General features: G+C 70.5%; 28 protein-coding genes. 23 read left to right on the forward strand and 5 right to left on the reverse strand.

Annotated features, from left to right (window positions below):
* Positions 1 to 142 precede the first annotated feature (142 nt).
* The 5 genes from ACZ4Z1_RS29125 to exaC all read left to right on the forward strand — a co-directional run bounded on the left by ACZ4Z1_RS29125 (position 143) and on the right by exaC (position 5,867).
* Positions 143 to 757 (forward strand): DUF6230 family protein, encoded by a 615-nt coding sequence (locus ACZ4Z1_RS29125; protein ID WP_468489612.1) that lies wholly within the window; start codon positions 143 to 145, stop codon positions 755 to 757.
* Positions 748 to 1,863, forward strand: coding sequence for a DUF6114 domain-containing protein (locus ACZ4Z1_RS29130; protein ID WP_468489613.1), 1,116 nt, complete (start codon positions 748 to 750; stop codon positions 1,861 to 1,863). Before ACZ4Z1_RS29125 ends, ACZ4Z1_RS29130 begins: the two co-directional genes overlap by 10 nt.
* Complete coding sequence (locus ACZ4Z1_RS29135) at positions 1,860 to 2,777, forward strand: hypothetical protein (protein WP_468489614.1); 918 nt, start codon at positions 1,860 to 1,862, stop codon at positions 2,775 to 2,777. The genes ACZ4Z1_RS29130 and ACZ4Z1_RS29135 overlap by 4 nt, the downstream gene beginning before the upstream one ends.
* 165 nt (positions 2,778 to 2,942) lie before the next feature.
* Positions 2,943 to 4,280, forward strand: a complete 1,338-nt coding sequence (locus ACZ4Z1_RS29140; RefSeq protein WP_468489615.1) for a GAF domain-containing protein — start codon at positions 2,943 to 2,945, stop codon at positions 4,278 to 4,280.
* Positions 4,281 to 4,343: 63 nt separating this feature from the next.
* The gene (exaC, locus tag ACZ4Z1_RS29145; RefSeq protein WP_468489616.1) at positions 4,344 to 5,867 is read left to right on the forward strand and encodes an acetaldehyde dehydrogenase ExaC; all 1,524 of its coding nucleotides are present in this window, start codon (positions 4,344 to 4,346) and stop codon (positions 5,865 to 5,867) included.
* A 160-nt stretch (positions 5,868 to 6,027) separates the two neighbouring features.
* On the opposite strand, the gene ACZ4Z1_RS29150 is transcribed toward exaC, so the two are convergent.
* Both ACZ4Z1_RS29150 and ACZ4Z1_RS29155 read right to left on the reverse strand, forming a co-directional pair.
* Positions 6,028 to 7,419, reverse strand: coding sequence for a tyrosine-type recombinase/integrase (locus ACZ4Z1_RS29150; RefSeq protein WP_468489617.1), 1,392 nt, complete (start codon positions 7,417 to 7,419; stop codon positions 6,028 to 6,030).
* Positions 7,410 to 7,607 carry a helix-turn-helix transcriptional regulator gene (locus ACZ4Z1_RS29155; RefSeq protein WP_468489618.1) on the reverse strand — a complete coding sequence of 66 codons (198 nt, stop codon included), beginning with the start codon at positions 7,605 to 7,607 and terminating at the stop codon, positions 7,410 to 7,412. The genes ACZ4Z1_RS29150 and ACZ4Z1_RS29155 overlap by 10 nt, the downstream gene beginning before the upstream one ends.
* Positions 7,608 to 8,457: 850 nt before the next feature.
* Between ACZ4Z1_RS29155 and ACZ4Z1_RS29160 the strand changes: the two genes are divergently transcribed.
* Together ACZ4Z1_RS29160 and ACZ4Z1_RS29165 are read left to right on the forward strand one after the other, a co-directional pair.
* Positions 8,458 to 8,673 (forward strand): hypothetical protein, encoded by a 216-nt coding sequence (locus ACZ4Z1_RS29160; RefSeq protein WP_468489619.1) that lies wholly within the window; start codon positions 8,458 to 8,460, stop codon positions 8,671 to 8,673.
* Between the two features lie 1,360 nt (positions 8,674 to 10,033).
* A complete protein-coding gene (locus ACZ4Z1_RS29165; protein ID WP_468489646.1) occupies positions 10,034 to 10,330 on the forward strand; it encodes a tyrosine-type recombinase/integrase in 297 nt (98 codons plus the stop codon).
* 284 nt (positions 10,331 to 10,614) lie between these two features.
* On the opposite strand, the gene ACZ4Z1_RS29170 is transcribed toward ACZ4Z1_RS29165, so the two are convergent.
* Positions 10,615 to 12,003 carry a transcriptional regulator gene (locus ACZ4Z1_RS29170; RefSeq protein ID WP_468489620.1) on the reverse strand — a complete coding sequence of 463 codons (1,389 nt, stop codon included), beginning with the start codon at positions 12,001 to 12,003 and terminating at the stop codon, positions 10,615 to 10,617.
* A 274-nt stretch (positions 12,004 to 12,277) separates the two neighbouring features.
* On the opposite strand from ACZ4Z1_RS29170, the gene ACZ4Z1_RS29175 reads away from it, so the two are divergent.
* The 5 genes from ACZ4Z1_RS29175 to ACZ4Z1_RS29195 all read left to right on the forward strand — a co-directional run bounded on the left by ACZ4Z1_RS29175 (position 12,278) and on the right by ACZ4Z1_RS29195 (position 16,286).
* Positions 12,278 to 13,513 (forward strand): SIR2 family protein, encoded by a 1,236-nt coding sequence (locus ACZ4Z1_RS29175; protein WP_468489621.1) that lies wholly within the window; start codon positions 12,278 to 12,280, stop codon positions 13,511 to 13,513.
* A gap of 126 nt (positions 13,514 to 13,639) precedes the next feature.
* Positions 13,640 to 14,962 carry a UDP-glucose dehydrogenase family protein gene (locus ACZ4Z1_RS29180; protein ID WP_468489622.1) on the forward strand — a complete coding sequence of 441 codons (1,323 nt, stop codon included), beginning with the start codon at positions 13,640 to 13,642 and terminating at the stop codon, positions 14,960 to 14,962.
* Between the two features lie 51 nt (positions 14,963 to 15,013).
* A complete protein-coding gene (locus tag ACZ4Z1_RS29185) occupies positions 15,014 to 15,370 on the forward strand; it encodes a nucleoside triphosphate pyrophosphohydrolase family protein (RefSeq protein WP_468489623.1) in 357 nt (118 codons plus the stop codon).
* Positions 15,371 to 15,462: 92 nt separating this feature from the next.
* Positions 15,463 to 15,876 carry an NUDIX domain-containing protein gene (locus ACZ4Z1_RS29190; RefSeq protein ID WP_468489624.1) on the forward strand — a complete coding sequence of 138 codons (414 nt, stop codon included), beginning with the start codon at positions 15,463 to 15,465 and terminating at the stop codon, positions 15,874 to 15,876.
* Positions 15,873 to 16,286: an NUDIX hydrolase gene (locus ACZ4Z1_RS29195; RefSeq protein ID WP_468489625.1), complete on the forward strand. Its 414-nt coding sequence runs from the start codon at positions 15,873 to 15,875 to the stop codon at positions 16,284 to 16,286. Before ACZ4Z1_RS29190 ends, ACZ4Z1_RS29195 begins: the two co-directional genes overlap by 4 nt.
* Positions 16,287 to 16,320: 34 nt before the next feature.
* Here ACZ4Z1_RS29195 and ACZ4Z1_RS29200 read toward each other — a convergent pair whose 3' ends face one another.
* Positions 16,321 to 17,229, reverse strand: a complete 909-nt coding sequence (locus tag ACZ4Z1_RS29200; RefSeq protein ID WP_468489626.1) for a phosphotransferase family protein — start codon at positions 17,227 to 17,229, stop codon at positions 16,321 to 16,323.
* 32 nt (positions 17,230 to 17,261) lie between these two features.
* A complete protein-coding gene (locus ACZ4Z1_RS29205; RefSeq protein ID WP_468489627.1) occupies positions 17,262 to 18,659 on the reverse strand; it encodes an XRE family transcriptional regulator in 1,398 nt (465 codons plus the stop codon).
* A gap of 353 nt (positions 18,660 to 19,012) precedes the next feature.
* Here ACZ4Z1_RS29205 and ACZ4Z1_RS29210 point away from each other — a divergent pair, with 353 nt between their 5' ends.
* From ACZ4Z1_RS29210 to ACZ4Z1_RS29260, 11 genes are all read left to right on the forward strand, one after another.
* The gene (locus ACZ4Z1_RS29210; protein ID WP_468489628.1) at positions 19,013 to 19,438 is read left to right on the forward strand and encodes an ATP-binding protein; all 426 of its coding nucleotides are present in this window, start codon (positions 19,013 to 19,015) and stop codon (positions 19,436 to 19,438) included.
* Positions 19,439 to 19,718: 280 nt separating this feature from the next.
* Positions 19,719 to 19,958 carry a hypothetical protein gene (locus ACZ4Z1_RS29215; RefSeq protein ID WP_468489629.1) on the forward strand — a complete coding sequence of 80 codons (240 nt, stop codon included), beginning with the start codon at positions 19,719 to 19,721 and terminating at the stop codon, positions 19,956 to 19,958.
* The gene (locus tag ACZ4Z1_RS29220) at positions 19,955 to 20,899 is read left to right on the forward strand and encodes an NUDIX hydrolase (RefSeq protein ID WP_468489630.1); all 945 of its coding nucleotides are present in this window, start codon (positions 19,955 to 19,957) and stop codon (positions 20,897 to 20,899) included. The genes ACZ4Z1_RS29215 and ACZ4Z1_RS29220 overlap by 4 nt, the downstream gene beginning before the upstream one ends.
* Positions 20,900 to 21,547 (forward strand): hypothetical protein, encoded by a 648-nt coding sequence (locus tag ACZ4Z1_RS29225; RefSeq protein WP_468489631.1) that lies wholly within the window; start codon positions 20,900 to 20,902, stop codon positions 21,545 to 21,547.
* A gap of 567 nt (positions 21,548 to 22,114) precedes the next feature.
* On the forward strand, positions 22,115 to 22,816 hold the full coding sequence (locus tag ACZ4Z1_RS29230; RefSeq protein WP_468489632.1) for a hypothetical protein: 702 nt from the start codon (positions 22,115 to 22,117) through the stop codon (positions 22,814 to 22,816).
* Between the two features lie 76 nt (positions 22,817 to 22,892).
* Positions 22,893 to 23,339, forward strand: coding sequence for a LuxR C-terminal-related transcriptional regulator (locus tag ACZ4Z1_RS29235; RefSeq protein ID WP_468489633.1), 447 nt, complete (start codon positions 22,893 to 22,895; stop codon positions 23,337 to 23,339).
* 287 nt (positions 23,340 to 23,626) lie between these two features.
* Complete coding sequence (locus tag ACZ4Z1_RS29240) at positions 23,627 to 23,833, forward strand: hypothetical protein (RefSeq protein ID WP_468489634.1); 207 nt, start codon at positions 23,627 to 23,629, stop codon at positions 23,831 to 23,833.
* Positions 23,830 to 24,735, forward strand: a complete 906-nt coding sequence (locus ACZ4Z1_RS29245) for a hypothetical protein (protein WP_468489635.1) — start codon at positions 23,830 to 23,832, stop codon at positions 24,733 to 24,735. Before ACZ4Z1_RS29240 ends, ACZ4Z1_RS29245 begins: the two co-directional genes overlap by 4 nt.
* Positions 24,735 to 25,382, forward strand: a complete 648-nt coding sequence (locus tag ACZ4Z1_RS29250; RefSeq protein ID WP_468489636.1) for an endonuclease/exonuclease/phosphatase family protein — start codon at positions 24,735 to 24,737, stop codon at positions 25,380 to 25,382. The genes ACZ4Z1_RS29245 and ACZ4Z1_RS29250 overlap by 1 nt, the downstream gene beginning before the upstream one ends.
* A complete protein-coding gene (locus tag ACZ4Z1_RS29255; RefSeq protein WP_468489637.1) occupies positions 25,295 to 25,606 on the forward strand; it encodes a hypothetical protein in 312 nt (103 codons plus the stop codon). The genes ACZ4Z1_RS29250 and ACZ4Z1_RS29255 overlap by 88 nt, the downstream gene beginning before the upstream one ends.
* Before the next feature lie 298 nt (positions 25,607 to 25,904).
* A partial coding sequence (locus tag ACZ4Z1_RS29260) for an IS110 family transposase (protein WP_468489638.1) occupies positions 25,905 to 26,323 on the forward strand: 419 nt, incomplete at its 3' end.

Below are 26,323 nucleotides of genomic sequence, written 5' to 3' on the forward strand. Positions count from 1 at the left end.
CCGCGGATTTTCCGCAGTATGGCAGACGTACGCCACCTGCGGCTTCGTCCTGTGGCAGCTCCACCAGGCACTTCCCTCGCGCGCTCGCACGTGTCCACGGCTGCGCCGGCAGCCGGTCCATCGCTGCCCCGGGGAGGAAGCAGTGAGCAAGAAGAAGCGGCCGTTGCCGCAGGGACGCACCTCCTGGAAGAAGACCGCGGTGACGGCGATCCCCGCGGTGCTCGCGGTCGGCGCGATGGCCTCGGTGATGGCCGAGGGCGCGCTCGCCGCGTCGTTCGCCGTGTCGGGCACCAGCTTCCAGGTCGCCTCGGGCAAGCTGACCAGCCAGGGGCTGGCCTCGTACGTGCACACCGACCGCGACGTGGGCGGCAAGGGGCACCCCGTCGCACTGCTCGGCCTCGGCAAGGCCGTACTGAGCGACATCTGCCAGGCAGCCGAGGTCAAGACGCCACTGGGCACCGTCGTGTTCAAGCTGACCGCGGGCGGCGACGCCGGGCAGGTCACCGCCGACAACCTCGTCATCGACGGCGAGGACCTGGTGGGCGACGCGCGGTTCGGTACGGCGCAGATCGGGCGGGACGCCTCCACCCTCGACGAGGTGCCCGGCGTCCAGGGCGAGAAGGGCAAGTTCGGGCTCCAGGCCGGGAACATCGAGGTCGCCGGGGTCAGGTCGCACGCCTGGTCGGCCACCGGCGGCAACTTCCGCCTCAAGGGGCTGCGGCTGGACGTGAGCCTGGGCGGCAAGAAGTGCTTCTGACCACCCGGCGCCCGGCCGCCAGGCTCCCCTGGCCCGAGCGGCGGGCGGCGTTCCGCGGCTGGCGGCGGACCCGGCCGTTCTGGGCCGGGCTGCTGCTGATCCTGGGCGGCACGGAGCTGCTGCTCGTACCGCTGTCGCCGCTGACCGTACTGATCAGCCTCGGCCTGGGCGGGCTGGCCGCGATCGGCATCGGGCTGGCGCTGATCGTGGCCGGGCTGTTCCTGTGGCTGCGCCCGGCCGCGCACCACTACGTGAGCCTGCACGCGCTGATCCTGTCCGTGCTGTCCTTCGCGGCGACCAACCTGGGCGGGTTCCTGGTGGGGATGGGGCTGGGCATCGCGGGCAGCGCGATGGGGTTCGGGTGGACGCCGGTACGGGAGGCGGACGAGGCCGGGGAATCCGAAGCGGCCGAAGAAACCGGCTCGCGGGGAGACGGACGGACATCCGGCCCAGGTACGTCCGACGAGGGCGCGTCCGGTGAAGGCAGGTCCGGCGAGGGCGACGGCGGCCGGAGCAAAGCGCTGGCCGTCGCGCTGCCGATCGTCCTGATCGCGGTCATCGGCACGCCCGCCGAGCCCGCGCACGCGGCCGGTGTCCCCGCGGCGCCCACCCCACCGACCGTGACCACCACGATGTTCGCGCCGAAGGGCTTCACACTGGCCGGCGTCACCGAGGTGCAGACCGTCAACGGGCCGGTCAGGGCGATGGTTCTCCGCATGAAGGCCGCCTCGCTCACGGACTACCGGCTCACCACCCGCGACGCCGACGGCCCACAACTCAGGCTGGGTGCACGCAACTTGGACCTGAGCGGCAACGTGACCCTCTATCTCACCAAGTTCAGCGGCTGCCTGGAGGGACTGATCTGCCTGACCTTCACCCCCGACACCCTCCCGGTGCCGCCCGTCGTACCACCGTTCGTCTTCATGACCGACGTGGACGCCGAGCAGGCCCTGGTCACCTCCGACCTGATCGTCGCGGACGGGCTGACGCTGAACGCCGGCGCGGGAACGGGGACGGGAGCGAAAGCGGGAGCAGGCACGGAAGCGGGAGCGGAAGCGGGAGCAGGAACGGAAACGGGAGCGGGAGCGGAAGCGGGGACGGCATGATCGGGCTGCCGGCCGCGCTGTTCTGGGCGTACGCCATCGGCGCGACGTTCGCGCTCTCCGCCGCCCGGCAGCTGCACTTCCTCGAACGCCGCGCCGCCGACCGTACCGGGCTGCCCGGACTCCTCGCCCCGCGCCTCGTCAGCCGCGCCGCGAACCCGTATCTGTGCCTGACGCTCCTGTACGCCGCGGTGCTGCTGGTGCCGACCGGACTGTTCCTGATGTGGCAGAACCCGTCCTGGTCGACGATGCACATCGCCGACGGCCACCGCGGCGTCTGGGCCGGCTTCCCCCTCCTGTACGCGGGCGGCGTCGTGACCGCCACCCTCCTCGGCTTCCTGCTCGCGCAGGCCCTGTGTCTGGTCGGCGCGGGCTACTGGGCGTACCTGAACTGCGTCGGCGGCTACTTCCTGCTCTTCGGCACCCTCGTACACGGCTGGGACGGCCAGGGCTACCGCCGCTTCCTCACCACCGACAGCGCCGCGCTGCGCGCCTGGCCCGAGGACAGCGTCGTCAACAACGTCCTGCGCTTCCTGACCTCCGGCACCTTCCTCACCCTCCTGGTCCTCGGCGCCGCCGTCATCGGCACGATGCTGCTGGCCGAGATCGGCTGGCTGGCCGAAGGCTGGCTCCTGCCGGGGGGCGCGCAGGACCGGAAGGTCCCGCCCGTCCTCGCCGTGGCCATCGCGGGAGCGGGCCTGTACGGGCTGCCGCTGGCCGGTGCCGTCCTCGCGAGCACGCTGGTCCGCTTCCTCGGCTACCCCGTCGGCCTCGCTGCCTTCGCCCCCGTGGCAGGCGCGATCCTCCTGCCGCGCCGCTCCCCCGTCCGCCGCCTGTACCAGCTGGTGGGCCTCCCGAAAGGGCACTGGCGGGCCACCGCGGACCTGGTGTCGGAACGGCGGGCAGCCCACACCTGACCGTACGGGCATGGACGCCTCCGCCCACCCTGACCGAACGGACATCGACGCCCCGCCCCCACCTCATCCCGGGCCTGCCGCCCCGTCCCGGGCTTTACTGCCCCGCCCCGTACGAGCACCATCGGCGTACGGACGGGGGCAGGAGCCGCATCGGAGAGGTGACGCGTGGTCAACCCTTGGCTGGCGATGGAGGCGGGAACCGACCCTGAGGAGCGCACCCGCACAGTGCGGCGCGCCCACGAGGCGTTCCTGGCGGGCGGGCCGGTCGCGCACCCCGTGCGCCGGGTGGTGGCCGACTCCTGGCGCCGGTCGGCGTCCGCGCGGGCGACACTCGACGGGCCGGCACCGATCGACCTCGACGAGTCCGACCTGCGCGCCTACCGGGACGGACACCCGCTGGCCCGCGCCATGCCGGTCTTCCGCGACCTGCTGGGCACCATCGCCCAGGACGGCGCCCACGTCCTGGCCGTCTGCGACCCGCAGGGCCGCATGCTGTGGGTCGAAGGCCATCCGGGCGTCCGCCGCCACGCCGAGCGCATGAACTTCGTCCCCGGCGCCCGCTGGGACGAACGGCACGCCGGTACGAACGCCCCCGGCACCGCGCTGGCCGCCGACCACGCCGTACAGATCTTCGCGACCGAGCACTACAACAAGCGCGTACAGCAGTGGACCTGCGCTGCGGCGCCCCTGCACGACCTGCGGACGGGACGGCTGCTGGGAGCCGTGGACATCACCGGCGGCGACCACCTCGCCAGCCCGCACAGCCTGGCCCTCGTCCAGGCCACCGCCCGCGCCGCCGAAGCCCACCTCGCCTCGTACACGAAACACCCGGCACCCGCCGTACATCTGTCCGTCCTCGCCCGGGACGAAGCCCTCCTGGTCACGGACGGCCGCACGCTGCGGCTCGGCCGCCGGCACAGCGAGATCGTCCTGCTGCTGGCCCGGCACCCGGAAGGCCTGACCGGCGACCAACTGGCCACGCTCCTGTACGGCGAACGCGACGTCCGGCCGGTGACCCTCCGCGCGGAGATGTCCCGACTCCGCCATGTCGTGGGCCCGCTGCTCGGCTCACGCCCGTACCGCCTCACCCGAACCGTCGAAACAGACCTGGCCGCAGTCGAGACTGACCTGGCGTCCGGCGACCTGGCCGCCGCCCTCCGCGGCTACCGCGGCCCGCTCCTCCCCCTCTCCGAAGCTCCCGGCGTACGCCGCCTGCGCTCCCTCCTCGAAGAGCGGCTACGCCGGTCCGTCCTCACCCACCACGACCCGGAAACGTTGCGCCTGTGGGCCGACGCCCCCTGGGGCGAACACGACCTGCAGGTCTGGGAGGCGCTGGAAGCCACCACCCACCCCGAAGACGCGGAAGCGCCCTCCACCGCGGCCCGGCTCCGCACGGCCTACGCACTTCACACCCGCCCCCGAGGGCCGCACACCTGCGAACGCTCCTCCCTCCGCAGCCGCCCGCCCACGCCCGCAACCTCCCCGCAACGTTCCCGCCCCTAGCCTGCGCACCGGCGCCCCGCCGTGGGAGCGGAGGCGCGACCCGAGAACGATTGGGAGGCCCCCATGGCCCGTTTCGCCAGCCCAGGCGCCACCGACGCCGTGATGTCCTACCGGCCTCGCTACGACCACTGGATCGGCGGCGAATACGTACCGCCCGTGAAGGGGCAGTACTTCGAGAACCCGACCCCCATCACCGGGCAGCCGTTCACCGAGATCGCCCGCGGCACGGCCGAGGACGTCGAACGCGCCCTCGACGCCGCCCACGCCGCCGCGCCCGCCTGGAGCCGCACCTCCCCCGCCGAACGCGCCCAGATCCTCAACCGGATCGCCGACCGCATGGAGGACAACCTCCAGTCCCTCGCGGTCGCCGAGACATGGGAGAACGGCAAGCCCGTCCGGGAGTCCCTGGCCGCCGACCTCCCCCTGGCCATCGACCACTTCCGCTACTTCGCCGGCGCCATCCGCGCCCAGGAGGGCACCCTCTCCCAACTCGACGACGACACCGTCGCCTACCACTTCCACGAACCGCTCGGCGTCGTCGCGCAGATCATCCCGTGGAACTTCCCCCTCGTCATGGCCGCCTGGAAACTGGCCCCCGCCCTCGCCGCCGGCAACACCGCCGTCCTCAAGCCCGCCGAACAGACCCCCGCCTCCATCCACTACTGGATGAGCCTGGTCGCCGACCTCCTGCCGCCCGGCGTCGTCAACATCGTCAACGGCTTCGGCGCGGAAGCCGGCAAGCCCCTCGCCTCCAGCCCGCGCGTCGCGAAGATCTCCTTCACCGGCGAGACCACGACCGGCCGCCTGATCATGCAGTACGCCTCCGAGAACCTGAAGCCGGTCACCCTCGAACTCGGCGGCAAAAGCCCCAACCTCTTCTTCGACGACGTCTCCGCCGCCGACGACGACTTCTACGACAAGGCCCTCGAAGGCTTCACCATGTTCGCCCTCAACCAGGGCGAAGTCTGCACCTGTCCCTCCCGTGCCCTCCTCCAGCAGGGCCACTACCAGGACTTCCTGGCCGCCGCCGTGGCCCGCACCGAACAAATCGTCCAGGGCCACCCCCTGGACACCGACACGATGGTCGGCGCCCAGGCCTCCAACGACCAGCTCGAAAAGATCCTGTCCTACCTCGACATCGGCCAGAAGGAAGGCGCCCGCATCCTCACCGGCGGCACCCGCGCCGAACTGGGCGGCGAACTCGAAGGCGGCTACTACGTCCGCCCCACCATCTTCGAAGGCACCAACGACATGCGCGTCTTCCAGGAGGAGATCTTCGGCCCGGTCGTCGCCGTCGCCCCCTTCACAGACTTCGACCACGCGATGACCCTCGCCAACGACACCCTCTACGGCCTCGGCGCCGGCGTCTGGACCCGCGACACCAACACCGCCTACCGCGCCGGCCGCACCATCCAGGCCGGCCGCGTCTGGACCAACTGCTACCACTCCTACCCGGCCCACGCCGCCTTCGGCGGCTACAAACAGTCCGGCATCGGCCGCGAGACGCACAAGATGGTGCTGGATCACTATCAGCAGACGAAGAATCTGTTGGTGTCGTATTCGCCGAAGAAACTGGGGTTCTTCTAGACGCACGAAAAGGGCGCCTGACCTGCACTTATACAGACCAGGCGCCCTTCGCGACGCTCCCCCAGGGGAAGCGGCCAAATATCCCCCTCCTCCCACTATGCCCCACCCATACACCCGTCCTGACCAGCCGTTCCGGGCCATACGCGGGCCAGATTCCCGTTCAGCCCCCTGCTGCGCCCTCCGTGCTGCTGTCCCACCGGCGCATCGATTCCTCAATCAGGTGGTTGGCATGATCACGAGCATCCGCGAGGAACTTGGCGTAGTAGCGGAACAGCACCTGGATGCTCTGCCCGGCCCGGCGGGCGCACTCGGCGGGATCAACACCGGACGCCAACCAGAACGAAACCCCCGCGTGGCGAAGATCGTAGGGACGCCAGGCCAGCTCCTGCGCCTGCTCGCCGAGGGTGAGTGCGGTTTCGCGCGCACGTCGCCACGTCACGTTGTAGGCAGAGACGTCGACGTAGTTGCCCGCCTGGTTGCGAAAGAGACGGCCGTCGGGCGCCACACCGAAGCGTTCGATGTGTCCGCGCAGTACGGCGACGAACGACGGCGGTATCGGGACCGGCCGCGTGGCCTTGGCCGCACGTCGCTTCAGGGAGTGGACCTCGTAGGAACTTCCGTCGTTCGTCCACTCCTTGCCCGCCGTGACGACGCCGCCTTTGAGGTTGAGCAGTCCCCAGCCGGTCGCCGGGAGGCGGCACTGCGATTCTCTGAGGTGGATCACCTCGGCCGGCCGCATGGCGGCGTAGTACATGCAACCGAAGAATGCGTACAGATGAGGACCCCGCCCCGGCTGTGCAGCAACCGCTGTCAGCAGCCTGGCCACCTGCGCCGGATTGGGCACGCAGTCGGGATCCACTTCGTCGGCGACGGCCGGTGCCACCCACCGCAGGCCCGCGAGCGGGTTGTGAGCGAAGTAGCCGCGCTCGACCGCGACACCGAACACCTCGTTGATCGCCGCCTTCTTGCGCTTCACTGTCTTCGCGGCGGCCGGATTTCCGTCGAGCTTGCTGCACAACGCGTCCAGACCGCGCCGCAGGACGTCCGGGTCCTCCAGCTCACTGACCGGCAGGGTGTACCGCTGCAGCCAGTTAAGCGCCGACCGCCACTCCTCACGTGGCTCCGTGCCCCAGGCGTTCTTGTTGAACGCCCAGGAATACAGAGCCCGTCGCAGCACCCGCGGCTCCCGGTAAGCGTCACCCCCTTCCACCAAGGCAGGGGTGATGGTGGCCAAGGCGTCAGCCAGCGTGCGGCGCGTATTACCCGGTGTCCGGTCCCATCGCTGGTCGATGTACTCGCGGGCCAGGGAGTACCACGTGGTCCGCTGCTTCAGCGCACGGATCTCCGAGGCCGGCAAACCCAGCCGCACGTCGAACGGTTCGCCGTCGCGCGCCGCCGTCATCAACTTGGCCCGCCGGCTCTCGGCAAGCCCCTTGGTCATGAACGATTCGGACCGCTCGCGCCCGCCGACCGTCCAGCGGACCTCGAACGGCTTCCGCCGGTCCGGCCGCTCCCGGATATCCCAAAAGCGGACGTGGTAACTCATCGCCAATGCGGGGTTTCCTTCTCACATTCGCGCCACCAGGCATCCAGGTCGACGCGGCGGCAGCGAAGCTCACCATTCGGCAGCTTGATCATGCGCGGGGCATGGCCGCGAGCACGCAGGCGGTAGAACGCCGACGGGCTCATACGAATTTCGGCCAGGACCTCGGCAAGTTTCAGCGCAGGGGGACGAGCCACAAGTATTCCTTCACTCCAAGATGCCATCGAAAAGACACAACTGTGCAGGTTGGCGGACCAATCCGGAGCCGAACACGAGACATACACGCCTCACGCCTCACCCCGCACTTCCGTCAGGGCGCAGCCTCCGCAGCCAGATGCGCGCAGCCCTGTCCCACCGCGCCCGCTGTTCCACCATCAAATCGGTCCGCTGCGGACTCCTCAATGGTCGCGACGATCGCCGGTTTGGCTAACCGGGCATCGTCGGCTATGTTGCGCTCCCCCACCCTGATACACGTCCTCGTCTGCCGCTATCCGGCGCATGTTCAATCGCCCCATACCGCCTCGGACACTCGACCAGCGAGCTGCCCCACAGCGGAGGCAGTCATCCGAACAGACCGGAGAGCACGAGTCGACAGAACAGACTCCTCACATGTCGCCCGGTGAGCTGCCGGCGAGCCCTGTCTTCCCGGGGGTGTTGTACGTTCACATAGCCCCGGAAGGAGTTCCAGTCTTTTGTGGTTCTTTTTTGCTCGTCTGCCGTAGGCGAATGGGCTGGCTACTGGCACGCGCGATGCAACCGGGAAGCACGAAAGCCGAATACCGGCGCCCCAGCCGTCATGCCGTCGCCGACCGTCACCGCACAGCCGACGCGGAACTCCGCGGCGGCGTCTCCCCGAGGTGGAGCCAGCTCTCCGTCGCCGTGGCGCATCGAAGCTGACTTGCGGGCCTCTGCAAGCCCTCGGGTCTCACCAGCCTTACCAATCTTGTCGTCGGTGCCGCGGGAGACCACGGACCGGGGGGCACCGGTGATCTTGGCTCGACGTACGACGGGCTCCGTCGAACGGGACGCCGGAAGGGGAAGAGGTACGTGTTCCTGATGGTCCCCGCGAGAAGCGGACTGGAGCGGTTCGGCAGCCACAATCATTTCGGCAGCTCAGTCCACCGTGAAGTCGAAAACGTCAGCGAGCTCCGGCTTCACGCGCGCAGCGGTGATAAGGGTGAAGAGGCTGTAGACGTGCAGCAGGCCGCGTCGCACCCGGAATTGATGCCCCAGCCTTCCCAGACCAAGATTACCGAGGCGTAAGCAGTGCGGTTGGCGAAGTGCAGGTCACCATCACCTCGCCGATGACGGCGGCGACGCCGGGCGCACGCGGCACGAGCGGAGGGAAGGCCACGGCGAGCAGACCGGAGGTATGAAACACAAGCTCAAACTTACGCATCAGGGTGCCACATCAAGCCCGGGGGCTAAAGTTGCTCTTCGCCGTCCTGCGACAACTTCTCGATTGGGTAGCGTAGTTCTCCACCCGGAAGAACCCGCTGGCCGGAGCCAGTCATACATGAAGAATTGCGATTTTCCTGTAGCCTCACGCCATCCTGCCCGGACTTACCGTCCAGCGCCGGCCGACACGAGGGGTTTTCGTGCAGCAGTCCCGAAAGCCAGGAAGCGAGTCAACGCCGTGCGGCCGGACGGAGCCGCACCGAGCCCATCGCGCCTGGACGACCTCCGAGGTCGGCATCTGCCCCGGCGTCCCCACCATGAACACAGTGCAGCAGGACCGGGGGTCGACGCCTGGGTCGCATCCTTCGCCCCCGCAGATGCCACGCGGTGACACTCGCCCCCACCGAAGGCCCCGAGGCGTACGCGCTGACCCTCGCGACGAACGGCGCGGAGCGTTCCGCCCGCGCGAGCCTTGCCAGGCTGACCGGCGACGCACGTGACGACTGGCCGCCGCACGCCCGGCGCCTGTACACCTACCTGGCCGACCTCTACGGCGAGCGCGATGCGCTGCCCGCCCTCGCCGCGGCCTGGATCGCTCACCAGGGCTCGGACGGCACCCGCAAGACGTACGCCCAGAACTTCAAGCTCCTGGAGGGCTACCTGCGGGAGCGCGGCGTGCACCCGTTCACCCTCACGTTCCTGGCTGCCGACACCATCGCCAGCCACCTCAAGACGCTGCCCACCCTCGTCTGGCGCGACGGACGGCGCCTGCCGGAAGGCCGTCCTCGCGACGCTGCTACCCGGCATTACGTGCTCTCCGCCAACTCCTCGTTCTTCAAGTTCGTGCTGCAGACCCGGGTCCTGCCCAGGGAGGCGTTGGACAGCAGTCCCTTCGACGGGGTGCTGTACCCGGCCATGGACCCGTTGTTCACCCGCACCGAGGGGCTGACCGAAGCCCAGTACGTCACGCTCGCGCGCGCCGCCCGGCACGAGCATCCGTGCCGCCGTACGGCGTTCCGGCTGTACGTCCTGATCCTGGTCCTGTACCACCTGTGCCTGCGCATCGACGCCGCGCTCGGCGCGCGGATCGAGAAGCTGGGCTACGACAAGGGCCACCACATCCTGGAGGTACAGATCAAGGGGGCGGCACCTGGGTCGCCAAGGCGGTGCCCCCCTTCGTCTGGCACGCCCTCCAGGCCCTCATCGGGGCCGCACGAAGTGCTTCATCTTCTGCACCAGCACCGGCCAGCGGCTCGACCAGGCGTCGCAGTGGCGTGCGATCCGGGCCACCGCGAAGCGGGCCGGTCTGCCGCAGAAGAAGATCGGCCCTCACTCCCTGAAGCACTCCACGATCACCCACGCATACGACCGGCCCGGCGCCCGCCCGGAGAAGATCCAGCACTGGGCCGACCACAAGGACCCGCGCACGACACAGCGGTACAACCAGCGCCGCGGCACGCTGGAAGGCAGCCCCGCCTACGACGCGGCCGCCTCCATGGCTGAGCAACTCGAGGCACCGTGATGGTGGTGCCCCCGGGCAGACAGCGGGGTTCGCAACGCTGCCTTGCCTAGAGTGGTTCGCTGATCTTCTTGATGACCTCCCGCAACGGCGGTACGAGTTGAGGGTGGTCGCCGCGGGAGGCGGACGGGAGCAGTTCGGTGGCTACGATCACCTGAGCGGCTTGGGGCTCCAGTGCCACTGCCGACGGTAGCGAAGACGCGCCGGACCGCACAGGGTGCACGGTGCCTCGCCACGCCGGCGCCAAGGGGGCGGCGCCCGCGCCCGGGGCCGCCCCCTCGTCCCGTTCAGCGCGCGGGAGTGACCGCCTCTTCCAGGCGTTCGCGCAGGGCGCTGATGTCGCTGCTGGCGTAGGGCTCGGTTTCTTCGTGGAGTTCGCTGAGCCGGTCGGCGATGCGGGTGCTGTGCAGGCCCTCGGCGATGGTGAGGGCGGTGGTGGCCTCCTGGCAGGCTCCGGCCAGTTCTCCGACGGCCAGGTGGGTGCGGGCGAGGCCGATGTGGTCGAACGCGCGGGAGCGTACGCGGCCGTCGGGCCGCAGCCGCAGGGCGTTGGTCAGCAGGACGAGGGACTGTTCGGCGCGGTGGGTGCGCTGGCGGCCGGAGGTCTGCTTGGCGGCGATCTGGTGGGCGACGCCGAGGGTGGCGGACAGTTCCGCCTCGTCGAAGAAGGCGGTGTGCGGCGGCTCGTCGTCCGGGCGGATGCGGGTGAAGGCGTCCTCAGCTTCCTGGGCCGCGCGCTGGCTCTCTTCCAGGTCGCCGCACATGGCGCTGAAGCGGGCGTGGAGGGCGGCGAGGACCGCGCGGGTGCCGGGGCTGGCGTGCCGGCGCGCCCCGTACTGAGCGAGGGCGATGAGTTCGAGGGCGTCCTCAACGTGCCCCAGGTGGGACATCTGCCGGGCCATGCACTGGAGGATGTGCGCGCCCAGTTGCCGGTCTCCTCCTTCGCTGGCGGCGTGCAGCGCGGTGACGAACAGGCGCTGTGCGCTGACGTGTGCTCCGGCGTCGAAACTCATCCAGCCGGCGACGCTGCCCAGGTCAGCGACGGCACGGAAGAGGCGGCGTCCGGTGGCTTCGGTGTAGGAGGCGGTGGCGAGCAGGTCGTTGATCTCGCTCATCTGGGCCACGACCGCCCGGCGGGAGAGCACGCCGCCGTGCCGGTTGTCCGCGTCCCGGAAGGCGGCGGTCAGCGCTTCGATCGATTCGACCTGTGCGGTGCCCAGCGTGCCGCCGCGGGCCGCGTCCAGGAGGATGGCGGGTTTGGCGGACGGCCAGCGCCGCAGCGGTTCCAGGAGGGCGTCAGCGGCCTGGATCTGGGCGGCGTCGTCGCTGGTGCGGGTGTGCGGCAGCATCAGGAGGTCACTCCGGGTCAGGTGGGCGATGGCGGCGATGGTGGCGGCGGACTGCCATGGCAGGTCAGCGCCGTAACTCGGCGGCTGGAGCGCTCCTGGCAGGCCCACGTCTGCCGGGGTGAGGGGAAGCGCCAGCCGGGCGCCGAGCACCTGGGCGATGATCTGCGGCACGGGTGGTCGCGGGCACTCCCCGCCGCGCCATCGCCGGACCCGGCTCTCGTCCGGATTGATGTCCCGATGCCCTGCGGCCCGCGCCCCCGTGGTCACCGCCTGGGCAAGCTGGGCGTTGGAGAGCTGGGCCCGTTCCATGAAGTGGCTCAAGAGCACGTTGGGCCGTTTCCCGGCCTGTCCCATCGCGGGCCCTTCCGCCGTGTTACCACCGAACCTTCCGAGCGTACGCAGCATGACGCCCCGCAGGAACGATGAGCACGAATTCGCCGGTCTTTCGCCGGCCGGTACGCCGGGGCGGCGCCGCGGCGTCAGCCGCTGTCCGCCGCGCTTCACCGGCTTCGCGCGGCCCGGCGGCTGTGGTGCCGTGGTGAGGATGCCCCGGAGCCGCAGCCCCGGAGCCCGGCGTACGGATCACAGCGAGAGGCCCCCCATGGAACTTCCGTTCATCGTGGTCGATCAGCTCACCCCGCAGCAGGAACGCGACTGGCACGCCTACTTCGGCACGTCCGGCGCCGACCGGCCCCGGGACATCGAGGAGGGCATCTGGCGGCGCACCCAGGAGCCGGCCACGGCCGCGCAGTCCGGCTGGCGGCCCGGCGACGCGCGGCGCCGCATGGTGCACTACCGCTACCGGTACGGGCTCGCCGCCACCACTGGCGCCCCGGCCCTGGCGCTGCGGCAGCTGTACGTGTACCACCACGCCGCCGCCCCGGCCGAGGAGATCGGTGCGCACTGGGAGGCGGTCCGCGCCGCCCTGCGCGACGGCGGCTGGAAGCCCGCCGGCGGCGCGTGGGCGCGCGGTGACCTGCGCGTCACCCCGACCCTGCACTCCGGCCCGCATCCCGAAGACGCCCGCGCCGGCCGCACCTTGCCGCACGGGTACGCCTGCCTGGACGTACAGATCATCTCGTCCGGGTACATCCCGCCCCCGGCGACCCGCCGCCGCCCCTGGGACGTCCTGGCCAGCGGCGTCCGCCAGAAGGCGGCCCCCGGCACGTTCCAGCGCATCCCGGATCTGGCCTCGCTCGCCGACTACCTGCCCTTCCAGGTCGAGATCGGCTGCGGCACGAGCTGGGAGGCCGGCATCCCCGCGCTGCACCGGCTGCACGAGATTTACCGGGTCACCACCCGTGAGGACGACGCCCCCGGCGCCCGGGACTTCGTGCTGCGCCCGCAGGACGATCCGCTGCTGCGCGAATTCCTCACTGCGCCGGAGGAGAAGGCCGAGGAGTGCGTGGAGCTGTACCGCGCGTGCTTCCTGGCCCGCCCCACCCCGGCGCTGTACGCGCTCAAGGAGCTGCACGACGCGGGCCTCATGGTGGGCCCGGTGATCACGAACAACTTCGATGTGCTGCCCGCCCGCGTCGGGCTGCGCGAGTGCTTCATGCGCCGCTACGACCAGACCGTTCCCGACGTGGAGCTGGTGGACGGCGCCAGGGCGCTGCTGGTGGTCGGCCTGCATGCGGACCGCCGCCAGGTCGCCGCCCGCGCCCGCGAGCGCGGCATGAAGGTGATCCACTGCGATCCGGAGGGCTTCTGGCACGACGGGGTCTTCCACCCCTACCCGCTGGAGGGCCCGCAGGACGGCGACCTGGTGTGCACCGCACCGGCCGGCCAGGCCCTGCCCGCCCTCGCCCAGTACCTGCTGGAGAAGGCCGCGGCCTGACGTCACGTCAAGGGCGCGACCTGCGGGATGTCCGCCCGGCCGGTCAACGGCGCTAGCGTGCGAGCCCCGTTGACCGGCCTGGCCCGCACCGGTGCCGGGCGGACTTTCGAAGGAGCACACCGAACCATGCGCGTATCCGTCATCGGCTGCGGCCACCTGGGCATCCCGCACGCCGCAGGCATGGCAGAGATCGGCCACGAGGTGATCGGCGTGGACACCGACCAGGCGAAGATCGACACTCTCAACCGGGGCGTGGCCCCCATCTACGAGGACGAGCTGCCCGAGCTGCTGAAGCGGCACACCGCCTCCGGGCGGCTGCGCTTCACCACCAGCCTCGCCGAGGCAGCCGAGGCCGCCGACGTGCACTTCCTCGCCGTCGGTACGCCGATCGACGCGGACGGCCGCGGCTACGACATGGGCCAGGTCTTCGGTGCCGCCCGCGCCCTGACCCCGCACCTGACCCGGCCCACGGTCATCATCGGCAAGTCGACCGTCACCCCCGGCACCACCGCCAAGCTCGCCGACCTGCTGGCCCGGCACGCACCCGCCGGACGCGACGTCGAGGTGGTGTGGAACCCGGAGTTCCTGCGCGAAGGCCACGCGGTCGCCGACACTCTGCGCCCCGACCGGATCGTCGCCGGCGTCCCCTCCCACCGCGCCGAGGACATCGTCCGCGAACTGTACGCGCCCATCGACGCCCCGCTGGTGGTGTGTGACCCGCCCACCGCCGAAATGATCAAGGGGGCGGCCAACTCCTTTCTCGGCCTGAAGATCTCCTTCATCAACGCCGTCGCGGACATGTGCGCCGCCTCCGGCGCGGATGTGGCCACCGTAGCCGCCACCATCGGCATGGACCCGCGCATCGGCTCCGGCGGCATGAGCCCCGGCATCGGCTACGGTGGCGGCTGCCTGCCCAAGGACATCCGCGCCTTCACCGCCGCGGCCCGCCAGCTCGGAGCCGACACCGCCGCCGACCTCCTGCGCGCCGCCGAGATCATCAACGAGCGCCGCCCCACCGCGGCCCTCGACCTGATCTCCCAGGCCCTCGGCGGAACGCTGGCCGGCCGCGACATCACCGTGTGGGGGGCCGCCTTCAAGCCCGGCACCAACGATGTCCGCGAATCGCCCGCCCTGGCCGTCGCCCGGCTGCTCCAGGACCGCGGCGCCCGCATCACCGTGCATGACCCGCACGCCGTCCCCACCGCCCTGGCCCGCCACCCCGAGCTGGAGTACACCGACGATCTCGCCGCCTCCGTCAAGGGCGCCGAGGCGGTCGTCCTGGCGACCGAATGGCCCCACTACCGCGACGCCGACCCCGCGGCGCTGCGCGACCTGCTCGCCCAGCCCCTGATCGTCGACCTGCGCACCACCCTCGACCCCCACCGTTGGACGGCCGCCGGATGGCGCGTGCACCAGCTCGGCCGCCCCGCGGTGGGCACACCCCAGTAGATCGCCGGGTACCGGGCGGCCGCCCGGCCTACCCGTAGAAGGAGGAGCACCATGACCACGCACCAGCTCCTGGACGTCCTCGACCTCGACATCATCGAACACCTGGCGGCGGTGTGCCGGGAAGCAGGCAGCGACCTGCCCGCCGAGGAGCTGAAGGCCCTCCAGGTCGGCAAGGTGGGCGAGGAAGGCGGCGAGGCCATGCACCAGCTGCACGGCCTCAAGGGGCTCACCACCTGCGACTGCAAGCAGCACTCCTGGGACGGAGTGATGAACGACCTCGGCGGCGCCGTCCTTGCTTCGCTGATCGCCATGGTCTACATCGATCCCGACGGCTGGCGCACCACCCTGGCACAGGTCCTGCACCGCCGCACCCGGCGCGGCCGCGAGCACGCCGCCGTCACGGCGTAACACTGCGACACCTGGGGCGTGGCAGCCGAATTGCCGGTCCGTCCACGCCCCAGGCGTCTACCGTGGACCCACCGGCGAGCCAAGGAGTGCCCATGGGTGTGGCGGCAGCGATTCGCAACAGCGACGGCGCCTACCTGCTGCACCTGCGCGACAACATCGACGGCATCTGCTGGCCTGGCCACTGGAGCTTCCTCGGCGGCCAGCTGGAGACCGGTGAGACCCCGTACGAAGCCATCACCCGCGAACTCCGTGAAGAAGCCGGTCTGACCCTCCCCGACCTGCGCCCCCTGGCCACGGTGCAACAGGGCAACGGCCGAGCCGACATCGAGGTCTTCGCCGCCTCCTGGGACGGCGACGCCGCCAGCACCCCCGTGACCGAAGGCATCATGCTCGCCTGGTTCCAACCCCGAGTGCTGCCGCGTCTGCGCGTCCCGCCGTGGTGCGTCGAAGCCATCCACCTGCACCACGCCACCGCCCAGCAGGCCAGTCCTCCCGGCCTGCCATGAATCTCACAGCCGGCGCGCCGACCCGCGATGCTTCCGTAGTCGCCGCCCAGAACGCGGCGGGCCGCGTTGCGCTGCTGAGCGCCTACTTTCCCCTGCACGGCGGGGAATACCTCTTCCTGCCCGGCGGCCGCCGCAAGGACGGTGAGAGCCCCGAGGAGTGCGCCCACCGCGAGCTGCGGGAAGAGGCCGGCGTCACTGCCCGTACCTGGCGCCCCCTCGGCTCCTACGCCATCACCTTGGCCTCTCCCGCCCGCGTCCACCTGTACGCGGCACGCGACCTCACCCTGGGCCCGCAGGAACTGACTCCGTCCGAGGAGGACTTCAAGCTGAGCTGGTGGCCGATGGCCGACGCGCCCTCACCGCCGCAGCCGAAGGGCGCTTTCTCTTACTGGCCGGGCCACTGGCTCTGATGCTGGCAGGGCGCACACCGTAGAACCGTGGCAGTCACAAGATCCGCCAGAGCAGTTCGGTGTCGTCGTGTCGCAGTCCCTCCACCCGCCTCTCGACCTCCGCCAGGCTCCCCGGAGCGTGGGCAGTCTTCCGGGCATTGGTGGTGACCATGCGCAGTTCCCGCAGGTCGCGCAGCGTGGAGTAGCCGGGCCACTGCCGCACATCGCAGCCGTAGCCGTCGGTGAATTCTAGGTAGTGGTCGGCGGTGTAACCGAAACGCCGGCAGTGAACCTCAATGGTCACCAGGTCCCACTCCGGCTGCCCGACAGCAACGGTGTCCCAGTCGCACAACACCGGAGCATTGCCGTTGTGCAGAGCGTTGCGGTGTTGCGGGTCGCCCTGGATGACCGCCTCGGGCAGGAAGAACTCGACCTTGTCCAGGTCGGCTTCCAATCGGTCAGCTCGGTCGCTGAGGAAGCGCAGAGTGGAGGCTGGCAGCGAGGTGGTGGACCTGATGGATGTCCGGATAGCGCGGACGTTGTCATGGGCGGCGAGCTGGAAGTCCGGCAGTGGGAGGGTGTGCAATTCTCGCAACGGATCTGCGAGCTGTGCAGCCGTGACCGGCCGTTCGGGTTGCGGCAGGTAGGACCAGAACGTCACAGCGTGACCGTCAACGACGATGGGCTGGTCCACTCCGGAAGCGTGCAGGGGGACCGTCGGGAACCCGCGGTCCATCAGCCACCGCACGAACCGGACGGTGCGCTGAACATCGCCTATCCGGGAACCCCGGCGGGCAATCTTGACGACGACGGGTGAGGTGTCCAGCAGTATGACCGCGTTGGTGTGGCCTCGGAGCAGGCGGGCGTTGGTGCTGTCGAGCCCTACTGATGCACACGCGTGATCCAGGACGTGGTGCATCTCGGACGAGTCGAAGCCGCCGTGGACCGGTGTCGGTGCTGTCATGGGGACAGGCTGACTGACCGACCACCCGAATGTCATCCTTGCCCAGGGGGGAGCGCCAGGATCTCTTCGAGCTGCCGGACCGCCCGACCGCGCCTTACCCCAGGTGGGAGCACCCCGATCACCTGCCGGGCTCGCTGTTCAAGGATTTGAGTCCGGTGAGCTGACGGCACTTTCAGGTAGGTGGCTCCCGCCAGGTCGCACGCCTCGCTGGGGCTTCGGTCCTGAGCCAGGCAGATCGCAGCCTCCAGGCTCAGCAGCGAGGGATCGATTCCGGTGCGGGCCGGGTAGAGCGCTATCGCCTGGGCCTGGATACGGCGGGCTTGCGTGGTCTGCCCCAGAGCTGTGTATGCGCCACTCAGGTAGAGCAGGAAGCGTCGCTCGGGGAAGGCGAAGGCGTCGGTCTCCTCGCCCGGGGTGCACTGCGCGAACATGTCCTGGGCGTAATGGATCGCGGCCTGGGCGCCGGCCCGGTCTCCCTGCTGAGCCCGCGCTCGGGCCTCCGCGGCTGCGGCGAAGCTGCCGGTGGCAGTCGGCCGCCCCCGGCAGATGAGTTTCGCCTCGTGAGCCAAGCGGGTTGCCGCCGTGAGCGGTCCGTAGTAGTACGGGAGCATCGCGGCCTGCGCCCGGACGCGGGCCCTCAGCTCGATGTCGCCGCTGTCGTCGGCGGCATTGCGTGCCGTGTCGTACCAGGCGCGAGCGTGGGACAGGTTCCCCAGCTTCATCAGCGCGTCGGCAACGAGTGTGGACAACAACGCCGTCATCCCCGACAGACGTGCCTGCACCATTGCTGGCTGCCGGTCGGTGGCCAGGTCTTTGACCTCTTGCAGGTGCTGCGAGAGGACTTGGAGCATCGGTACGGGCGGCGTGTAAACGTACTGCTGTCGCGCCCACAGGATGCGATCGTCCAGCATGTCGAGTTGGTCAGTGCTGACGCTCGACGTGGCCAGCGACCGGTCGACCTGCCGCCGCACCATCTCAATGCCGTCCAGAAACAGCGCAGCCCGCTGCCCCAACGCGAACTCGGCCGGCTCCGTGGTTCCCGAAACGGCGAGCGGTGCGGGGCGGGTCTTCGCGGGCAGGTGCGTCTCCTGCCCGTGTGCCAGATCGATGTCCTCCGGGGCGCACTCGTAGAGCCAGCAGAGCAGTTCCACGGCCCCCGGCCGCGGCTTGTGACTGCCGAGTTCCCACAACCGCAACTGTTCGTCATCCGGGCGCGGCGCACGCCCAATCGTGTCCGCTCGCTCTTGGAGTCGCTCAGCGGCCCCGCGAAGGGTCAGGCCGCGGGCCAGGCGATGCGCCCGAAGCTTGGTGACGCCGCAGCATTCGTAGATGGCCAGAGCCGTCTGCCGTGCTGTCCAGGCTTGCTGTGCCGCCAGTGCTCTCTGCCGCTTGGCGCAGGACGGTCCGTGAGATGCCGAGTGACCTGCCATCTGCCCTCCTCCACGCCGAGCCTTCGGACAGCCTGGTAGATGATCGAATGCCGTGTGTCAACTATCCCTTATTTCTCCAGGAGTTGAGCGTGAAAACCCTGATTTGCGGCAGCCAAGTCACGGTTCCATGAGTCGCCCCAGTTGCCGGACAGCCAGGGCCTGACGACTCTTGCAGCTCTCGGTTCCCGAGATAGCTCTCCGCCAGTGACGACGGCCGTTTCGCGGCAGCCGCCACACATTGCTCCTTCACCCCACTCGCTGCCGTGGCTGACACGCGTCAGACTTCTGGAGACCAGCAGATGACCAGCGCCCACAGAGAACAGCAGCCTTCCACCCCTACCCTGGCCCTACGAGTGAAGTCGGCGCCCGGGGAGGGCGGCGGGCTGACCCTCGGTGAAATCAGGGCATGGAGCCGGGTCTGTGCCGAAGAAGTCTGCCCGTACGAGAGCGACTATGGGGACGCGGCGGAGCTGGTCACCTCGGAGTTGGTCACCAACGCCCTGACGCACGGTGCCAGCGACGACCAGCCGGTCTACGTGGAGTTCCCCTCGTCTCCGTGGTCGTGGAAGGTTCGGGTGCTGGACCCGTCCCCGACGCCGCCCCGGGAAGTCGTGGCCTACGACGACGACGTGAGTGGACGCGGCCTGGCCCTCGTACACCACTTCGCCAGCCAGTACAACGGCCACCTGGACGTGGAGATCACCGGCGACGGCAAGGCTGTCACCTGCACACTTCCCATCCCTACGCCCAACCGGGTCGCCGAGGAGGCGAGAGCATGATGCGCGGCTTCGTGTGGGGCCGCCCCCTGCTCCGTTCGCGCCCGGCCTGGACAACGGCCGACGACGCGGGCCGTACCCCCCAGTTGCCCGCGGTTCCGCCGGTGCCCGTCAGCGGGGCCGGTGTCACCGTCGAGTGGGGCGAGCCGCTGCGCCTGCTCGCCGACGAGTGCACCCTTGCCTGGTGGGTGTCGCACACGCACCGGCCGTTCGGCGGCCCGGCGGACGTATACGGTGACCAGCACCGAGTCCCCGGGGGCGTGCCTCGCACGCCATTCAGGCGGTGACCTGGCTCTACACCACCCTGGAGAGCATCGCGAAGGACCCGGCCCAGCCGACGATGCTGAACCTGACCCCTTTACGCCAGGCCCGGTCACGGGAACGGTATGCCGAGTACCTGACCACCCGGCGGACGTACCTGAGCATCGGCGTCACCGCGGGCCGGGCACGCCATGTCGTCTCCGTCGGCTGCCTCGCCGCCCGCGTACCGGCCGGTGCACTGCCCGTACGAGGTGTCGTATGAGAGGCCCGGAGGCGATCTGGCGCGGTTTGTGCTGGCTGGCCTGCAAGCCAGCGCGCCCGCGCCCGCTGATGTGGACCGGTGTCGCCCGGTCCTGGGGCCAGACCGTCCCGCTGTACTCGTGCGAGCCGTGCCTGCGGCTGTGCATCCGGCGCGCGTTGTCCGGCGTCGGCGGCGAGCTGTGCTGGCTGTGGTGCGGCCGTCGCGGCGTGGCCACCGATCCGGTCGGCACGTTCGAAACCTCGGTGCGGACCTGGCGCACCGCGCCCGGCCAGCCGCCGGTCCTGGTCTCGTGCTGGGAGTACCCGGCCACCGTCTACGGCTGCGCGATGTGTTCGGAGCCGTTCCAGCGTTTCATCCGCCAGGGCCCGACGGTGACACCGCCGTGCGATGCCCTGGAACCCCACCGCCCCCTCCTCCCCCTCACCTCCCGCAGCGGCCTGACGCGGCCCGACCCCTTGGAGACCTCAATGGACGGCTCTGCCGTCGTGGAAGTGCAGCACATCTCGTCCGCCCTGGTCATGGACCCCGGCAGCGAAGTCCTGGTCGTACGGTCCGACGACGCACCGGGAGGGCTGTACCGGCTGCCCGGCGGCGAGCCGGGCGAGGACAACGGCGACCCGTACGGGCTGATGCGCACCGTCGCGAGCGAGACCGGGCTGCACGGCTCGGCCGGCCGGGTCCTCGCCGAGAACATCGTCAGCGACGACCCGCAGTCCGGAACACCGCTTCGCATCTTCAAGGTGCGCCTCTTCGCCCGGGTAGCGACCCGGCGGCAGCGGATCCCCCTCGGCGTACTCGACGGCTACCGGTGGCTGCCCGCTGCCGCAGTGGCCGACTACTGCGGGGACGCGACGCCCCTGATCGAGTCCGCCCTCAAGGCATACGCCCACGGCAAGACCATCCGCCTGCACGACGGTGTCCTCGTCAGCGAGGTGGCGTAGATGCCCATCACCGACCGCGCACCGGCAGACACCACCACGGCCCGGAGTGCACCGTGCTACCTCGTCCGCCCGGCGGAACTCGCCGATCAGCGGGCCGTCCGCCGACGCCTGCCGCGGCTGACGCACTGGATGCAAGGCAGCGCCCCTGCGCCCCCCGGCTCCGTCGACTGCGCACTGACGTCCCTGCTCGGGCAGGTGGTCAAGGGCCATCCGCTGACCTGGCTCCTGCTGGAAGGCTCCGAGATCCGCTGCTGCGCCGTGCTGTCCAGAAGTCTCGCGTGCGATGTGCGGTTCCGGCCGCAACCCGGCATGGCGTTGTGGATCGACGACCTGTATACCGACCCCGACGGTCCGCACGCCGAGTCGTACGGACCGCTGCTGACGAGCTGGTTCGCCCACTACGCCGCGGACTACGGGCAGGTGGGCTGGCTGGCTGCATGGACGGTCGACGCGGACCTGGCCGACGTCCTGGCCGCCCGCCACGGCATGGAGGCCCTGCGCAGTACCCCCACGTCGGCCACCCTGCTGCGCCGCCAGCCGCAACGCCAGCCCCACCTGAGCCGACTCACCGAAGCGCAGCTCCCGCAGTGTGTGCTCAGGCGCCGGCCCAGTCAGCGCGCATCCCCTGAACTTCCTCGGGCGGACTGAGGGGACACCGCCCGAGGAAGGCGCGGGTCTCGTACCCCGCGCCCGGGTACGGCCGCCGCACCGGCCGTGCCCGCCGCCTCCCGGCCGTCATACCGCTCCTGCCCTCTCTCCTCGCGCGGGACGGTGCGGCCACGGAGGCGCCGTGAGGCTGCTCCCGGTACAGCGGTCACCGGAGGCAGCCGGGCCGAGTGGGTGGCTCGGCCGCCGGCTCGCCAGGCTACGGCTGGCCTGGCGAGCCGCCACGGCGCAACCGCAGGCAACCGCCTGCGCCACTCCCGTACGACCTCTTCTTCCGGAAGCGCTGTCGTCCCGTCAGCCTCCGGGAGATGCGGTGGCGCCGGAACGTCACCGCGACCGCGCGGCCCCTTCAGGACCTTGACCACCCCGAAGGCGGCAGCCGGCCCGCCCCCAACGGCCCCCAGGGAAGCGGGCGGGTGCGCGGGGCCGCCGGGCCCGCCTTCATTCCCAGCGGGCCCGGCCGGCCGAACGATCGCCTCCGGCCGCGCAGACACCCCGTCCCGCGGCCGGAGCGCCCGTCCGATCCACCTCCGAACAGCAGGCAGGACGATGCTCACCCCCAACCCCGACACCTCATCGGCTGCGCACCTCCCCGAGCACCATGCACCCCAGCCGTCGCGACAGCGCCCCACCACCCCATACGTCGCGCTACGTACAGACGAGGGCCCGGTCGACAAGGAACTGAAACTGGGCGTCGGGGCCGGACAGTGGGGGGTGACCTACGCCAACGAGGCCCCCGACGACCGTGACCATCACGACGTCCTGTGGCGGCGCTTCCACCACCGCCGGGACTCCGCCGGGCGACCGACCGGTGACCCGGTGGCCGGGGAGGTTCACCCCGACCGGCTCCGGGAGACGATGAGCCGCCTGCACTGCCCGGTCTGCAACTACCCCGCCAGCAAGACCACCGGCGGCTGGCTGTTCCTGGAGCCGACCTCCGACGACGCCCCCTTCGAGGGCCGGCTGACCACCTGGCCCGCGGTGTGTCTGGAGCACGCCCTCCACTACGCCCGCTACCGCACCGACCTGCGGGACGGCTACGCCGCTGTCCGGTCGGCCGACCCCGCCCTGTACGGCATCCGCGGGCGGGCCTTGCGGCGCGCCGGCACCGCCTTCGAGACCGTCGACGCCGCCGTCCTGCTGCCCTATGGGCACGCCTCGCAGCGCTGGGTCGTCGCCGACCGACTCGTCCGGAAGCTGACGAAGGTCACGGTCGTGACGTTCCAGCCGACCGAACTCGCCCCCCGGTGACCCGCACCGTCGCCGCCCGCGCACCGCCGTCCGCGCCAGCCCCGCCCTTCCCGACCGCGCACCACCAGGAGTCCCAATGTCCCTCACCACCGACCACACCAAGCTGTCGCCCAGCGAGCTTCGTTGCCTGGCCTACCTCGCCGACGGGCTGATCACCACCGCCGTGGCCGACAAGATGCGCATCCAGCTCACGACGGTCCACACCTACATGTCCAAGATCCGCGACAAGATCGGACAGGGAAGCCCCGCGAGCCTGGTGCACCGCGCCTACGTCACCGGCCAGCTCCCCCTGCCCGATGCCGTTGAGCCGCCGGTGGCATTCGACCCCACGGAGCTGCGGCTGTGGAAAGCGGTCGCTCGCCACCCGTCCCCCCAGGAGGTCGCCGCGGCGGCGGGGCTCTTCCGGGTCGACACCCGGAAAGCCATCAACGCGCTCTTGGTGAAGGCAGGGGCCAGCACCGAAGCGCACCTGATCACGCTGGGTCACACCTACCGCCTGCTGCCCGGACCAGGCCAGGACTGACGACCGGCTTCCGCGAGGCACCGCACACCTGCCTCGCGGGAGGGCGCGGACAGGCCCATACCGCGCCCAGGAGACCGCCACCAGCGGCCTCCGCCCCTTCCCGAAAGCACCGTTACAGCCCCCGCGGCGCCCCCAGGAAGGAAGGGCCGTCCCTCGGCGGGGGTCGTTGGCGGGGCGGCCGGGCCGGTGCTGGGAAGCCCGAGCGTCCCAGCACCGGCCCCCACCCCAGCTGGCCCCCACCCCAGCCGGACCACGCCCGGTTCCAGCAACGCCGACAGGAGACCTGGTTGACCATCCGCCCCCTGCCGCCGGCACCCGCAGCCCACTGGTCGCTGCCACGCCAGCCCGGCACCTACTTCTGCGGGGACACCTGCATATGCATCGACGGTGACACGGCCTTCACCGTCCCCGTGCACCTGTGCGTCCCCATGCCCGACCAACCCCACGTGCCGTTCCTCGGCCCGTCCTCCCTCCGATCGGAGCGCACATCATGACCACACCCCCAACGCCCACGCCCGGCACCCCGATCTGCGACATACGGCAGGAAGCTGGGCCCGCCCACGACGCGCTCGGCGCCCGGATCGCCGCACTCGCCGAAACCGCAGCCCCCGTCGTGGAAGCCGTCACCGGCCTGCCGCTGCCCACCCGGCCGCTGCTCCGCCTCGTGACCGTCGACGCCCTGATCGCCGCGGACCGAGAACACACCGGCGCGATGATGCACCGCCTGCGCGGCGAGAGCTACGGCCGGCGCCTGATCGACGAGCACGAGTTCGCCAGGGCACGCGAGCACTTCGACCGCAGCGCACAGCACATCACCGAGTCCTGGCAGGACACCATCGCGATGGGCTTCGAGGACACCCAGATGCGTCCGCAGATCCTCATCATCGCGCGCTCCGTTGTACACGCCGGCCACGACGACGACCAGCTCCTGCGCACGATCGCCCACGAGCTGACCCACCTCGCCCAGCACCGGGCAACCGGCGGGCGGGCGCTGGACTTCGTCATGTCGCCCTACGGCTACGGCATGCGGATGCCCGACAGCAAGGAAGCCACCCGCTGCGCCGCCAGGTTTCTGATTGAAGGACACGCCTCCTGGGCCGACCACCAGACCACCACCAAGCTCCTCGGCCAGCCACTGGGCTGGCACACCGACCCCACCACCGACAAGCAAGGCAAAACCCGTCGGCTGTACGACGACGGTCGCGCGTTCGTCACGACCGCCATCGACAAGGTCGGCCTGAAAGCGTTCAACGGCATCTGGGGCCAGCTGCGCACCTCCTGTCCGGTCGAGACTGAGGTCGACGACGTCGACGGCTGGCTGCGCCGCAACTTCTTCCCCACCCCGACCATGGCGGCCGGCAGGCCCGGCGAGGACGAGCCGGAAGGGCAGCGCTGATGGCCCGCTATGTCATTTGGAACCTGGAGAATGGCGGCATCGACCGCGGCGGTGCCGAGGACCGCCGCTACAACCAGATCGATGTCCTCACCGGCCTCGACCCGGCACCGGACATCCTGGCCCTCCAAGAGATTACCGGCTGGCACCGCGACGACTGGTCCCGCCTGTACGAGCTGGCCAACCCCCTGGGCATGGTGCCCCTGCCCCCGGTCACCAGCCACATCGGCGACGGCGAGAACCACCTGGTCTTGCTCTACCGTTCCGCCGCGGTCACCGTCCTGGGCTACCAGCAGGTTCCCACCGGCGGTGCCTTTCACCACGGCCTCGCCCGCGCCCGCGTCATCATCGGCGGCACCGAGACCACGAACCTCACCACCCACCTGTGCCCCTATGACGGAGACAAACGGCTGCACGAGGCCAAGTGGCTCACCGACTACGCCGGCTCCTTCCCCGGGCGGCCGAACCATGCCGTGCTCCTCGGCGACCTCAACACCGCCGACCGTGGCCCGGCTGCCGAAACTCCCATCGGCCAGGGTCCGGACCCGACTGGGACCACGACGTGCCCGCCAACCTCCAGGCCCGCTATCGCCTCGTCCGCGGTGAGCACGAGAACGGCACGTTCGGCGACACCGACCGCCGCGCCCTGAACGTGCTGTACGCGGCGGGCTGGACCGACCCGCAGGACCTGCTGCCCGACTACCCGCGCCAGGCCACGGTCGGCCACCGCTACGACAACGAACCCACCCCCCTGCGCCTGGACCACATCCTCTACGCCGGCCGCCAGATCACCCCCACCCACTACACCACCATCTCCAACGGGGACACCAAGGCCGTCTCAGACCACCTGCCCGTCTGCCTCGACACCGCCTGACCAACCCACCGGTGCCCGGCGGCCACGCCTCCCCGCACACCGCCGGGCACCCCACCCTCCCCTCCCAATTACCTTCTTGGTGGCCCCGCAATGGGGCGCCCGGCCTCCGGAGTTGGCATGACTGTCTCCCCCTGTCGAACACATGGCCTGGGGGGGTGTCACCGGCTCCGGAGGCATCGACAGACCGCTGATTAGGGGCATGACCACCGGCTTCTTCGCAGGTCGGGAGGCTCTTCGTCATGTGGATGTGGCGATCGGTGCCGTGGGACGGCCGGGCCGGAACGACCAGAGGACGCACGTGATCGACGTCAGCGAGATCGGCGCCTTCCTCGGCCTGGACGTCGGCAAGGGCGAACATCACGCCACCGCCGTCACCCCCGCCGGGAAGAAAGCCTTCGACAAGCGCCTGCCCAACAGCGAACCCAAGCTCCGCGACGTCTTCGGCAGACTCCAGGCCAAGCACGGCACCGTGCTGGTGGTCGTCGATCAGCCCGCTTCCATCGGCGCCCTGCCGCTGGCCGTCGCCCGCGACATGGGCTGCAAGGTCGCCTATCTGCCGGGGCTGACCATGCGGCGGATCGCCGACCTGCACCCCGGCGAGGCCAAGACCGACGCCCGGGACGCGTTCGTCATCGCCGACGCGGCCCGCTCGATGCCCCACACACTCCGGGCCGTCGAGCTTGCCGAGGAGGCGGTCGCCGAGCTGGAGATGATCGT

The sequence above is a fragment of the Streptomyces sp. NPDC030165 genome (genome assembly GCF_055573595.1).

Coding starts and splice junctions, on each gene's coding strand:
- ACZ4Z1_RS29205 (WP_468489627.1), bottom strand. CDS start 18,659: ATGGCAGGTCACTCGGCATCTCACGGACCGTCCTGCGCCAAGCGGCAG.
- ACZ4Z1_RS29245 (WP_468489635.1), top strand. CDS start 23,830: ATGACCACACCCCCAACGCCCACGCCCGGCACCCCGATCTGCGACATA.
- ACZ4Z1_RS29135 (WP_468489614.1), top strand. CDS start 1,860: ATGATCGGGCTGCCGGCCGCGCTGTTCTGGGCGTACGCCATCGGCGCG.
- ACZ4Z1_RS29220 (WP_468489630.1), top strand. CDS start 19,955: ATGAGAGGCCCGGAGGCGATCTGGCGCGGTTTGTGCTGGCTGGCCTGC.
- exaC (WP_468489616.1), top strand. CDS start 4,344: ATGGCCCGTTTCGCCAGCCCAGGCGCCACCGACGCCGTGATGTCCTAC.
- ACZ4Z1_RS29225 (WP_468489631.1), top strand. CDS start 20,900: ATGCCCATCACCGACCGCGCACCGGCAGACACCACCACGGCCCGGAGT.
- ACZ4Z1_RS29235 (WP_468489633.1), top strand. CDS start 22,893: ATGTCCCTCACCACCGACCACACCAAGCTGTCGCCCAGCGAGCTTCGT.
- ACZ4Z1_RS29190 (WP_468489624.1), top strand. CDS start 15,463: ATGGGTGTGGCGGCAGCGATTCGCAACAGCGACGGCGCCTACCTGCTG.
- ACZ4Z1_RS29250 (WP_468489636.1), top strand. CDS start 24,735: ATGGCCCGCTATGTCATTTGGAACCTGGAGAATGGCGGCATCGACCGC.
- ACZ4Z1_RS29185 (WP_468489623.1), top strand. CDS start 15,014: ATGACCACGCACCAGCTCCTGGACGTCCTCGACCTCGACATCATCGAA.
- ACZ4Z1_RS29195 (WP_468489625.1), top strand. CDS start 15,873: ATGAATCTCACAGCCGGCGCGCCGACCCGCGATGCTTCCGTAGTCGCC.
- ACZ4Z1_RS29200 (WP_468489626.1), bottom strand. CDS start 17,229: ATGACAGCACCGACACCGGTCCACGGCGGCTTCGACTCGTCCGAGATG.
- ACZ4Z1_RS29175 (WP_468489621.1), top strand. CDS start 12,278: ATGGAACTTCCGTTCATCGTGGTCGATCAGCTCACCCCGCAGCAGGAA.
- ACZ4Z1_RS29180 (WP_468489622.1), top strand. CDS start 13,640: ATGCGCGTATCCGTCATCGGCTGCGGCCACCTGGGCATCCCGCACGCC.
- ACZ4Z1_RS29230 (WP_468489632.1), top strand. CDS start 22,115: ATGCTCACCCCCAACCCCGACACCTCATCGGCTGCGCACCTCCCCGAG.